Here is a 12771-nt window from a genome sequence, read left to right on the forward strand (position 1 = left end):
GAGCGAAAGATGTCAGCATTTTATGACAGCTCACAATTTAAAAAGCAGCATGAGTCGTCGGGGTAATTGCCATGACAACGCAGTGGCAGAAAGCTTTTTCCAGTTGCTAAAACGGGAACGCATAAAGAAACGGATCTATAAAAATAGGGAAGAAGCGAAGGCGGATATCTTCGATTATGTCGAGATGTTTTATAATGCTAAACGCCGCCACAGTGCCTGTGAGGATCAACCCCCTGCAGTTTATGAAAGTGCCTGGTTCATGAGGCACGGAACAGTCTAGGAAACTAGGGTCTATTCATACCATCAGGTCTGTCAGGGATGATGAAGTAATAATTGGGCCTTATCCCCCCTCCAATTCGCTCACCGATTTTGAGAAGTTCTGCGCGTAACTCTTCGATATTTTTCATGATTTATTGTTTTTGAGCGTTAACCATTCATTCCAAACTTCCTCCGCATCAATATCTTGATAGCCTCGGCTTTTAGTCATGTCTCTGGCAATTTCTGTCGGTAATTCAATAGCGGTAGCATTATCTCGTATCGACTCAACCTCATGCCGGATCAGTTCACGGCCGGTCTCCTTCTCTTTTGCTTCAAGCAATGCAACAAGTGTCGGGATGAATACAATAGCCATTATCAGTAAGTCTCCATTAATCGCTAAATTTGAATCATTCTGGCATAAATAGCAGGTTGTTACATACCCTTAAGAACCTCTGAATAATGATGTACATTCACTAGGGCGTGAGGTTCTGATGTCCGCTCCTCGCTCGTAGCCGACCAAGATTCTCTGAAGACGGCTTGGTGCCAATAACAGACATTGCTAATATACAGGTGTATTAATCAATGGGAGCAGGTCAGAAGCGCTGAAACTCTTATTTGGCAGACTGCTGCAGCATGGGCGTGTTTTTGACAAAAAACCGACAGCATCAATACGGCCGGCTTCTTTGTCAGGATGAGCTTATTACCGCGTCAATTCAAAAACGCTCTTATGACCATCAATCTCGATAGTCATAAGCATCTTATCATTGGGCAACAGACGGATTTGAGCTGGGATTTGTGATTTGTGGAACGGGTGACCAAACAGCTCTGGCTTATCGGAATAGGCATAGCTGTTGAAATTCAACTCGTCGCCGACCCAGTGCACATTATTAAACAGGTAACGCCAATTATTATCTGCCTCATGGAACAGTGTGAATCGACCCTGCTTATCCTTAGTGATCTCTAACTGAGTAATCTTTTTCGACTGCCATTTGCCAACGAATTTCTCGAGATCATTATGTTCAGGGATCGACGGAGCCGCAATAAAATCGCCGGGCTTAAAGGCCGTCTTTTGACTTTTGTCCTCTGGTTTATACATCCCACACAAGGGCATGACTTGCGCCACTTTCAGATAGAAAAAGGTCAGGCTTTCATTCTCAAAATCAATAGGTTGTTTCAGCTTCATCACCCGCCCAATGATACCAAGAATCTTCAGTTGGGAGGCATGGTTTGACGATGTCAAACGAATAGTCTGGCTGCTTTTGTCAACCACATAGTGAGATTGCTCAACCCCCATTTTTACCTGTGGGTTTTCACAGTTAAATGAATGCAGCAGCACCTGATCATCGGCGCGGAACTCAACAACATTAGCGATACCGTTTTTTAATGGCAGCATCGCCCAGACTCCGATGAGAGCCTTTTTATCAACAGCAGAAGGTGAGGCAGGCTGAGCAGTTGGACGGGCACAGCCACTGAGTAGGGTCACAAGCAATACAACAATCATGTGTTTAAACATGGTACATCCTGTAAGGAAATAGCGAAAAAAAGGTGAATATAAACCAGTCCGTGGAAAGAGATAACAAACATAACAAAGTTTTCTTCAGCCATGCTGACAGTAGCTTAGCCGACATTTATTATGATTTTCATATCGTTTTACATACAACTTTAAACCTATGCTATGTACGTCAGGTGACTGGCTGCATGATCATTACTGATGTCCGCTCCTCGCTCTCAGCAGACCTTCAGCGCCACCTGCTTGTCTGCTGTGTGCCAGAGGCGAACGTTGCTAACGACAGGGTGTACTAATCAACGGGGAGCAGGTCAGTTAAGCATGCAGCCTTGATCATTAAGCCAATGCTGCGTATTTAATAATTAATGAAATAAGCAAAACTGGAGTTATTTACTATCAGTAAAAAGTGGATTAACTATTGAAGTACGTATGAACTAAACAGCATACGATATCTGTAATCAGGTTTATGTTTCTGAATATAACGCTCGTGTGCCCTAATTAACCCCAAGGTAGGGCTAATGGGCACCCGGCCAGCTAATCTCAAAGATAGAGGCACCCTTACTCGTCTGGCGATATACGACATTACCACAATGGGCTTTTGCGATAGCTTTCACGACAGCAAGGCCCAGTCCGCTGCCGCTATTTCCGCCGGTGCCTATTTCTCGTCCACGCTGAAAGGCATCAAATATATGTTCAGCCAGCTCATCGTCAATTCCAGGCCCCTCATCTTCTACGCTAAGCCTGCACAGACCTTCAGAGAGACTCGCGCTAATCAATATTCTGCCCGGTAATGCATAGCATCGGACATTTTCCAGCAAGGCAAGCAATGCTTGCCGGATACGTACGGGATCGCAGTGAACAGGTTCGCGGCAGGACGCTATTTCTGTAGTGAACCCCGCGGTTTTCAGCCGCGGTCCGATCATGTTCATAACGGTGTCAATCTCTTCAGCAATATCTGCCATCCGCCACTGCAAGCGGAGATGGCCGCTGTCGGCAAGCCCCACAACGCGTAGATCTTCAATCAGGCAGGTCAGTCCTTCAACCTGGGTGAGTAGACGGCGAAACTGAGGTACGTCGGGAGGGAAGATGCCGTCAGCAAGCCCCTGCAGACGGCCGCGCAATATAGTCACCGGTGTGCGCAGTTCATGGGCTATAGCCGCATTCCAAAATCGCTGCTCCCGCTCCATGCGTTGCAGACGCTCTGCCATAATATTGAAATCATTCACCAGAGTGACCGTTTCTACGAGCGAATGGTCCTCAGTCGATGCGCGCGCGCCAAGATCTCCTTGAGCGACTAGCCTCAGACTGTGAGCCACTGAGTTCAGAGGGATCAATATTCGGCGTGAGAGTTTGAAGGCTACGGCAACAGCAATGGTGATCGCCGTCATCGTTGTGACAGCCATCCAGATCCATTCAGGACCTGTTGGTACCCAGCTGTCAGTCTCTGAAATCAGATTGGGGGAAAATGTAAACACCAGCGAGTAAAAAGCGTAGGCGCTCACTTGCACAAGAAGAACGATACCCACCGCCATAAATCCCATTGACAGCGCAATCTGCCGACTGAGACCCGTTGCGAACTTCATATCCTACTCCCCAGACGATATCCAACACCGCGTACGCTCTCGGGGATGCCAGTGACATTGAGTATTTCAAGTTTCTTACGCAATTTACTGATATGACTGTCTACCGTACGAGCAAGTGTTTCGCCTTCAGGAAGACAGGAAGAAAGAAGCTCTTCGCGTGAGAATACGCGTTTTGGCGCCTGCATAAGATATACCAGTAGCCGGAACTCTGTCAGAGTGAGCATCAGGGCGTATTGAACTCCCTCAATGTTGATGCTTGCCTCATGATACTCAAGATCAACCTCAAATCCGTTTACTCTGAGAATTCGCTGCTCAGCATTGACATTGTTTGCAGCAATGCGTCGCAATACCGCCTGCGTGCGAGCCACGACCTCTGCGGGATTAAACGGCTTAACGACGTAATCATCCGCACCAGTGCGCAGCCCCATAAGCTTATCAATATCCTGATCCATCGCGGTTAGCATAATAACTGGGGTGGTGCCACGATGACGAACTTCTGCCAGCACCTGCCACCCATCGACCTCAGGCATCTGCACATCTAAAAGAATCAGATCTGGCTTGAGAACTCGGTGCATCTCGAGTGTGCGGCGACCGTCACCGGCATGTACTGTCTTAAATCCAGAGCGGATTAGGTAGGCTGAGAGAATATCTGCAATTTCCGGCTCATCCTCGGCAATAAGTATCAGAAACTGGACCCCTTGGGCCAATTCAGTTTGAGATGTACTACACACGAATTTGTTGTTCATCGTGCCTCTCAGAAGGACAATTTTTTCTACTCTACATCTTTTCTCCATAAAACCACAACGCAACACCAACGTTAGCTATGCACAATCCTTCTGCTGAAAGGGGATAAACCCTTTGGTCTGCACGGAGTGGTTGGAGGATGAACATATGTGTTGCCTGTTATTGCATCTATGCATTGACCTTCGTCTCCCCCATTTTTGTTGGGGGAGAAGTGGAGAAGCCATTTTTTAGTCAATTCTATGATGCACACAAAAGCTCCTTGTGTTTCACGGAATTGAGCGTGGTAAAGCAACACTACGTCATGGTTGCCGTTAATGAACCGACTTTGCCTGAAAGCCAATACATGCTAGTCGCGAAAGCGCTCAAGCATCTCCTACATAACATTAAGCACATTCTACATAACGTTAAACATGCCTTAGCGGATTGCTTCTCGGTGCCTGTGGAAAAGAAAAATGAGAATTAAGATAAAATCAATATGGAGAGCCGCCGGGATCACGCTTTTCGCACTGATAATCATGTCTGGCTGTGATGGTTCGGACAAAATGCAAGAACAACCTGTTACCCCGCCAAGGGTTTCTGTAACGACGTTATTAACAGAGCAGGTCGTCCTTAACGATGTGTTGCCAGGTCGCGTGAATGCCATTCGGACTGCCGAGATCCGGCCTCAGGTCGGAGGGATAGTACAACGTAGATTGTTCGAGCAAGGCGTCGAGATCAAGGCCGGACAAGCTTTGTTTCAACTTAATCCAGCGCCTTTCAGAGCTGACGCTGATGTTGCTGCAGCCGGACTTAAACGCGCTGAATCTGTGATGTTTCACAAACGCTCACATACTGCCCGCATGAAATTACTGATCCAGACGGGGGCAGTCAGCCGACAGGCATATGATGACTTGGTATCGCAGTTAGAGCAGGCCGTTGCTGATGTGGCCCAGGCTCGCGCAGTACTGGTCCGCCGACAACTTGATGTGAAATTTTCCACGGTGGATGCTCCCATTTCAGGGCGTATCGATCAGGCGCTAGCCACCGAGGGCACACTGGTCGCACCAAATGACAGTAATGCCATGGCGCGTATTCAGCAGATTGACCAAGTATATGTTGATGTACGTCGCCCGGCTTCAGCGCTGGAGTCTTTGCGTGATGCATTGAATCAAAATCAGGAGTCTTCCTCCTCGGTCAGTGCCCTTTCTGTAGATATTCTGCGCAGTACTGGGGAACGTTATCCCGTTTCAGGCCAGATCCTTTTCTCGGGTATCGCAGTCGATCCTGGTACAGGTGACGTGCTTCTGAGAATCATCGTCAATAATCGTGCGCGACTGTTACTTCCCGGGATGTTTGTACGTGCCATCGTGCCGCGAGGAAAACCAATATCGTCGCTACTTATACCTCAGCAAGCCGTTTCTCATAGTAGAGGTCAATCCCAGATTTGGGTCGTCGATACTCAGAATAGGGCCAGGCTGGTCACTGTCAAACTGGGCGAACTGATAGATCAGCGGTATCGCGTTATTACCGGTGTGGCGGCTGGGCAGCGGATTGTGACCCAGGGAGGCGAGCGTCTTATTGATGGCGCAACTATCGTGCCTCAGGTAGTTACTTTTTCAGGACCGATTGAACATTTGCAAAACGATGAAGATAGGAAAAGCTGAGCCATGTCAGAATTTTTCATAAACCGGCCTATCTTCGCTTGGGTGATCGCTATTTTCATTGTTTTACTCGGTATCATTGCGCTTCCGCAACTGCCTATAGCACGCTATCCCTCCATTGCACCGCCGACGGTAAGCATCAGTGCAAGTTATCCCGGGGCGACAACTCAGACGATGAGTGATTCTGTCCTGGCTCCCCTTGAGCGTGAACTCTCTGGGGTTAAAGACATGCTGTATTTTGAATCCTCTGCGGATACGGCAGGGACAGCGCAAATCACCGTGACTTTTAAACCAGGCACAAACCCGGACCTGGCTCAGGTAGATGTACAGAACCGTCTTAAAACTATTGAACCACGGCTTCCACAAGCCGTAAGGCAAAACGGGTTAACTGTGGAATCGGCTGACTCGGGTTTTCTTTTGATAGCAAGCCTTACCTCCGCAGGGGGAAAACACAATGAATTAGAGTTAGGCGATTATCTGGCGCGAAACATTATTGAAGAACTTCGTCGGGTCCACGGCGTCGGGCGTGTTCAATTCTTTGGTGCTGAGCAAGCCATGCGTATTTGGGTTGATCCTGCCAAACTGATTTCGTACGGGTTGTCGATGAGTGATATCTCCGCGGCGATCAACCAGCAAAACGTACAGATTGCTCCAGGTCGTATTGGTGATGCTCCGACCATTTCAGGACAAAAGGTCACTGTGCCGTTGACTGTTCAGGGACAGTTGCAAACACCTGAAGAGTTTGCAGCTATAGTGCTGAAGTCCACTCAGGAAGGGGCCATGGTTGTTATAGGAGATGTTGCCCGTATTGAGTTAGGTGCGCAGTCCTATGGATTTACAAACCGTGAGGACGGCAAACCCTCCTCCGGGGTAGCTGTTCAGCTTGCACCTGGGGCAAATGCAGTAAAGACTGCTGATGCTATCGAGTCTCGACTGGCGGAATTGCAAGCATCAATGCCTGCGGACATGCACATCTCCGTTCCTTTTAACAATGCCCCATTTGTTAAAATTTCTATTCACAAGGTCATCTACACCCTTATTGAAGCCATGATATTGGTGTTTCTGGTGATGTTTCTGTTTTTGCAAAAGGTTCGTTATACCCTGATACCCGCCATCGTAGCCCCCATTGCATTGCTTGGAACACTTGCGGTGATGCAGTTGTCGGGTTTTTCAGTAAATGTGCTCACTATGTTTGGTATGGTGCTGGCCATCGGTATCATTGTCGATGATGCGATTGTGGTGGTGGAAAATGTTGAGAGAATAATGGCTGCTGAAGGCCTTTCAGCAAAAGCAGCCACGTCAAAAGCGATGAAGGAAATTTCCGGCGCTGTAATAGGTATTACGCTGGTCCTGACGGCTGTTTTCATTCCTATGGCATTTGCTCCAGGTTCTGTCGGCGTAATATACCGCCAATTTTCTCTCTCTCTGGTTGTATCCATCCTCTTTTCAGCCTTTCTTGCTCTTAGTTTAACACCAGCACTCTGTGCCACGCTGCTCAAGAAAGAGATTCCGAAACGGCATGAGAAGCGAGGCTTTTTTGGCTGGTTCAACCGAGTATTTGAACGTTTGACTCACAGATATGCATTGTGGGTTTCCAGACTGCTCAGCCATACCACAAGAATGATCTTGATATATATTGCCATCACAGGCGCATTGATATTGTCATTCAGATATCTGCCATCAGCCTTCCTTCCCGAGGAGGATCAGGGATACTTCATCACAACCTTCGAGCTTCCTTCGGATGCAACTCAGGAACGTACGCTTCAACTGTTAAAAATGTATGAAGAGCACGTCGCGTCACGACCAGGGATCTCCAGCAACACAGCTATTATGGGATTTGGATTTTCAGGTTCGGGTCCGAATACTGCAATCGCTTTCACTAAGCTCAAAGACTGGGGAGAGCGTGAAGGTACTAGCGTTAAAAATGAAATTATGCGGGTTCAGAAAGTGATGGAGGCGGCACCTGAAGGAACGGTGATGAGTCTTTCCCCTCCTGCCATTGAGGATTTAGGCACGTCTTCTGGCTTTAATTTGCGCCTTCAGGATAGGTCAGGCCAGGGCTATATCGCGTTGAAAAAAGCAGAAAGCCGCCTTATCGAACTCGCCGCCAAGAGCCAGGTTGTGTCTGGTGTGTACGCTGAAGGACTTCCGTCGGGAGCCAGTATTGGGCTCAAGATCGATCGGCAGAAGGCACAATCTTTTGGGGTGTCATTTAGCAACATCAGTGACACTCTGACAACGGCTATAGGTTCTTTGTATGTTAACGACTTTCCTAACAGCGGACGAATGCAGCAAGTTATTGTTCAGGCCGATGCACCCGCGCGAATGCAACTTGATGACGTTCTGAAACTCAATGTCAGAAACAATGCGGGAGGTATGGTTCCGTTGAGCGAATTAGTCTATCCGGCCTGGACTGACACCCCTTTGCAGCTCGTGCGTTATATGGGATACCCATCCGTACGAATTTCAGGAAGCGCTGCCGCCGGTGTTTCAAGTGGTGAAGCGATGGCAGAAATGGAACACCTTGCTGCAGGGCTCCCACCGGGTTTCACACTTGATTGGACCGGAGAGTCGTTGCAAGAAAAATCCTCTTCTTCACAGGCGCCACTTCTGATAGTGATATCAATTCTGGTCATTTTCCTGGTGCTTGCTGCTCTCTATGAAAGCTGGTCTGTGCCCATGTCAGTCTTGATGGTTGTACCGCTGGGACTCATCGGCGCAGTGGCAGCCGTTCTCTTACGCGACCTCCCTAACGATGTTTTCTTTAAAGTAAGTATGATAACCGTGATTGGCCTGTCGGCAAAAAATGCCATTCTCATTATAGAGTTTGCTCTCCAGTTACGTGTCGAGGGCAAGGGGCTTATTGAGGCTGTAGTCATGGCGGCTCGGCTGCGGTTACGCCCCATCCTGATGACATCATTGGCATTTACGTTAGGTGTGTTGCCGCTGATGCTTGCAACGGGGGCAAGTGCGGAAACTCAGCATGCCATTGGTACAGGGGTATTTGGCGGCATGGTGAGCGCAACGTTTCTCGCTATTTTTTTCGTTCCGATTTTCTTTGTCTTCATCGTTGGATTACAACAACGTGTGGTGAACTGGCGACAAAACAAAATCAAGATGTCTCACAGAAAATGATGATAGAACTGTTCTAAAAAAGTGATTTGCAAAAACAACTGATAAATATCATAAATGCGGCATTAGGCCTACCTATTATTCTCATTACTACTTTTTGGGGAAATGACGCAGACACCGATGTTATCAGAGCGGCATAGGTTAGTAATCTTTAAAGGTCAACCGTTGGGTTAGGATAATATATCGTTGGCGTTGTAAAGTTAACATTCGATAGAGGATTCGTTGTGATGAAAATTGAGACAGAAAGGCTTGTGATAAGGCATTTTGAAGATAAGGATGCACCGGGATTATTGGATTACCTTTCAAACCCGCGCGTAAATTGTTTTATGGATGAAAAGCTGAACTCACCAGAAGAGGCTATTATTGAAGCTAAGAGAAGAAGCAAAAATGAAACGCAATTCGCTGTATGCCTGAAAGAAACCGATGAGATTATCGGTGACTTATTTGCAGACAATTCAAATACCGAAGATTGTGATACTTATGCTGTAGGATGGCACTTTAACGAAAAATATGAGGGCAAAGGATATGCAAGGGAATCAGCCAGAGCCTTTTTTTCTTTCTTATTTAACACGAAGAATGCCCGGCGTATTTTCGCCTACGTAGAGGATTACAACGTACGTTCTCAAAAACTATGTCAGTCACTCTTTATGCGCCAAGAAGCATGCTTTATGGAGTTCGTGTGTTTTAGATCGACGCTAAGTGGCGAAAAAGAAAAATATGAAGATACATATGTATACGCTATTTTGAAAAAAGAGTGGGACCAGTAAATAATCATTGAACCTATAAATCCCTGCCCCGCAGTTTTTTCAGCCCATGAAGCAGAGCAGAAAAAACTCGGGCTTGTGAGCATCCTCAGTATCATATGAACCCCAATCTGCAGAAATATAATTCAGGCAATATACGACACTGCGTGTGGATTGACTCAAATCGGTTTCGATGATGTGTGCTTCGCGATGAAAACCTTTGGTCAGAGACAACTAAAAAGGGAAGTGTCTCACTTACGCTGACATGAGCCATGTATCGAGTAATTCCGAGATATGCAATAGCAAATTCATTCTCGAAAAAGAGCTTTTCACACAAAACCACGACAATATAAATATTCAAAAATCCATCATTCCTCCATCATTCCTTGACCGGAAATTCATTGATCATTGTTACTCTAAAAGCCTGATAACTTCCAGGCCATCGACTCAAACGGCCTCTTATAAAATTACCTTCTAACTTCAGAGGCTATAATGGCGTCTCAAATTTTTATTAAAGAAAAAAAGACCAAACTACCAGGAAAACCTTGGGGATTATATGTTTCTCTTTTTACTGGGAGGTTGAGACCCAATGAATTATGGAATTCATTACACTTTAGACTTAAATTTATGCTTCGTTCTCTTATTATGCCATTGTCAATGTACAAGCTTTTAACGATGATTACTCGCCACCAAAATTATGAACAACTTTTATTTGCGCAACCAAGATTACCCTGTCGTCTTCATCGGCCTTACCTAACCACCAAACTTAACCGCAAAGAGAAATTGAATGGATTACTTAATCACTATAGCATGATGAACAATATTGTAGATAGTACAGGTTTCTGCCAGCACCTCGGATTTAGTGGGCTTTGTATCGCAAGGCTGACGGGAAAGGATGGGGGGAGATATTTAATAAATTTTTCATCATGGTATAAACTTGATCGAGAAGGCGAATCCAGTATTATTTTAAAAAATGCTGAAGGGCAAGTTTTAGCAGAGATTTCTTTTCTCTTTTGTATTATTGAGGGGCAATCAACCCTTTTAATTGGAGGACTTCAGGGACCAAACACTGAGGCAGCAAGACTTACCATTCAGCAAGCAACCAAAAACCTTCATGGTCTTTTCCCAAAGAAAGTGGTTTTCGAAGCGACTATGATGCTAGGAAATAATTTTGGCGTGGAGTCGATCATAGCTGTAAGTAATAAAACACATGTTTATCAATCCCTTCGCTATAAGAACCGACAACAGCATATTCACGCAAATTATAACGAATTTTGGGAAACACAGGGCGGTTTGCTTGGCGACAATGGGCTTTATACATTTCACAATAAGGTGCCAAGAAAATCTATAGAGGATATTGTAAGTAAGAAACGTGCTGAATATCGCAGACGTTATGATTTAATGGATGATATGCAAAAACAGATTTCCATTACTTTTCAAAAAATCGAGAATAGTCAAGGCACTGCGGGCGCGCTAAGTTCGAGCGTTCTCGATGTGAAATAAATATCGCTCATGCTTCACGTTATTGTTTATTTTCGACTCCTAAATATTTGTAAAAAATAGGGCTCGTCATGGACTTTATTGAATAAATCTAAGTTAGATGAAATATCTCCCTGCCAGTCACTTTCCCAGAGGGAATCCCCCCGAAAAATAGGTGTATTTATATGTAGAATTTTCTCGTATCTGAACCGGGGAAATTTCTATGAACAATCACGATTACCGACAGCCAATCATGACCATCCTTGGGCATTGAGGTGGTTTTTTCGCTACCGGCCAGTCAGGTGGACTCATTGAGTGGAAAGGAGAACCGACTGCAATACGGTGTGATAACGGGTCAGAATATAAATGTAAGTAATTTATATCATTGGCGAATCAATAAAATTCAACACTTGATTTATTCAGCCCGGTAATCCTCAGAAAAATGCCTATACTGAGCGGTATACCAAACAGTGCGTTATGACTGGCCGGGACAGTATCTTTTTTCATCGTAGGATGAATTGCAGGGCTATACTACGTACGCGGTAGCAATAATCTTATAATCATGAACGTCCGAGTATGGCGTTGAAAGGGTACACGTCGATACAACATATCCAACGCATGACCTGACTCTACTTATTGCCTCCGTTAAAAATGGGAGGATTACCGTCTGGCTCCCTGTTGTCATTTACCTAAGTCACTATAGAGAGATAAAGGCCGTGATGCCAGATTGAATTGATTAAGATAATCCAGAATTGTTACGTGCAGAATTTCCGCTTCTCGCTCAAAGCAGCCCGTCATGCCTGTTAAAAAAACAGTCTTAACGTAGGATATTTTCCGTTTTCCAAGCGGACCCCTTACTGCGAACTTTGTTGATCTAAACAATCTCCTCCATACATACGCATTTACTCATTGTCTACGAATGCTCTAAACTTGCCAGTGGGACAAAATGGAAGTTAACCAGGAACGGTTATGTACAACAACAACGAAGTCATCAGTTACCTTCAGGCCAATAAAATTCTCGCCTTAAAGCTAGACCATGCCGTTTCTGCCGTCGGTCATCAGGTCACAAATCAAGTTGATACATTGGGGAAGGGAGCTACCCGGCTACTGTATTACACATCCTGTTTCACAGATGAATACAACGATGTTTGCCAGAAACAAAAGACGGAAGATTTGCGCTTCAGGAATGGCGTAATTCGCATTATCCAACATGGTGATGTGGCCTATGAAATGCTTCATATTTACTTTGAAGAAATATTTAAATACAAAACCAATGATCAATTAGAGCACATTAAAAGAGCGCTTATGGCTGTCAATGTTCATATCGCCGCCAGCTCTCTTACAGGTGCAGGATACGCTTTAGCGGTCGCTACCAGTGTACGCATAGGATTGAATCTAAGTATGCAACTCAGCACCCTTACGGGCCGTGGGGCAGGTATAGCTGCCGGTGTAGTAGCTACCTATGGCTTGGTTCAGAAAGCGGCGGATAGTGCCAATCGTCTACACGTCCAATACCCAGCCTATTACTCTGCGCTTTACACTCAACAATTGGAAATGATGTATTTCCTGATTGAACCGTTGTTCGAACGCGCGGGAGCACTTGAAGTGCAATGGTCTTCTGATTCAGGCATAGCAAACATCATCACTCGAATGATTCGATAACCATGACTAAATTGCTAAAGAAA

Annotated in this window: 10 protein-coding genes; 6 read left to right on the plus strand and 4 right to left on the minus strand. The window is 45.7% G+C overall.

Annotated features, from left to right (window positions below; translation table 11 throughout):
* Positions 1-280 (plus strand): IS3 family transposase (locus EAH77_RS23660; RefSeq protein WP_140470888.1); only part of this gene is annotated, 280 nt, incomplete at its 5' end.
* 123 nt (positions 281-403) lie between these two features.
* Here EAH77_RS23660 and EAH77_RS23665 read toward each other — a convergent pair.
* From EAH77_RS23665 to EAH77_RS23680, 4 genes are all read right to left on the minus strand, one after another.
* Positions 404-631, minus strand: coding sequence for a hypothetical protein (locus tag EAH77_RS23665; RefSeq protein WP_140475708.1), 228 nt, complete (start codon positions 629-631; stop codon positions 404-406).
* 327 nt (positions 632-958) lie between these two features.
* On the minus strand, positions 959-1771 hold the full coding sequence (locus EAH77_RS23670) for a hypothetical protein (protein WP_140475710.1): 813 nt from the start codon (positions 1769-1771) through the stop codon (positions 959-961).
* Between the two features lie 509 nt (positions 1772-2280).
* A complete protein-coding gene (locus EAH77_RS23675) occupies positions 2281-3348 on the minus strand; it encodes an ATP-binding protein (protein WP_140475712.1) in 1068 nt (355 codons plus the stop codon).
* Positions 3345-4094 (minus strand): response regulator, encoded by a 750-nt coding sequence (locus tag EAH77_RS23680; RefSeq protein ID WP_140475714.1) that lies wholly within the window; start codon positions 4092-4094, stop codon positions 3345-3347. The genes EAH77_RS23675 and EAH77_RS23680 overlap by 4 nt, the downstream gene beginning before the upstream one ends.
* Positions 4095-4544: 450 nt before the next feature.
* Between EAH77_RS23680 and EAH77_RS23685 the strand changes: the two genes are divergently transcribed.
* The 5 genes from EAH77_RS23685 to EAH77_RS23705 all read left to right on the plus strand — a co-directional run bounded on the left by EAH77_RS23685 (position 4545) and on the right by EAH77_RS23705 (position 12748).
* Complete coding sequence (locus tag EAH77_RS23685) at positions 4545-5735, plus strand: efflux RND transporter periplasmic adaptor subunit (protein ID WP_206664902.1); 1191 nt, start codon at positions 4545-4547, stop codon at positions 5733-5735.
* A 3-nt stretch (positions 5736-5738) separates the two neighbouring features.
* Positions 5739-8867: a multidrug efflux RND transporter permease subunit gene (locus EAH77_RS23690; RefSeq protein WP_140475716.1), complete on the plus strand. Its 3129-nt coding sequence runs from the start codon at positions 5739-5741 to the stop codon at positions 8865-8867.
* Between the two features lie 221 nt (positions 8868-9088).
* On the plus strand, positions 9089-9631 hold the full coding sequence (locus EAH77_RS23695) for a GNAT family N-acetyltransferase (protein WP_140475718.1): 543 nt from the start codon (positions 9089-9091) through the stop codon (positions 9629-9631).
* Between the two features lie 468 nt (positions 9632-10099).
* Entirely contained in the window at positions 10100-11110 is a 1011-nt protein-coding gene (locus EAH77_RS23700) for a VirK/YbjX family protein (protein ID WP_140475720.1), read from the plus strand.
* Positions 11111-12055: 945 nt separating this feature from the next.
* Complete coding sequence (locus tag EAH77_RS23705) at positions 12056-12748, plus strand: hypothetical protein (protein ID WP_140475722.1); 693 nt, start codon at positions 12056-12058, stop codon at positions 12746-12748.
* The last annotated feature ends 23 nt before the right edge of the window (positions 12749-12771 follow it).

Origin of the sequence: Ewingella americana, assembly GCF_006438725.1 — a bacterium.
In the GTDB taxonomy this organism is placed as follows: Bacteria; Pseudomonadota; Gammaproteobacteria; order Enterobacterales; family Enterobacteriaceae; genus Ewingella; species Ewingella americana_A.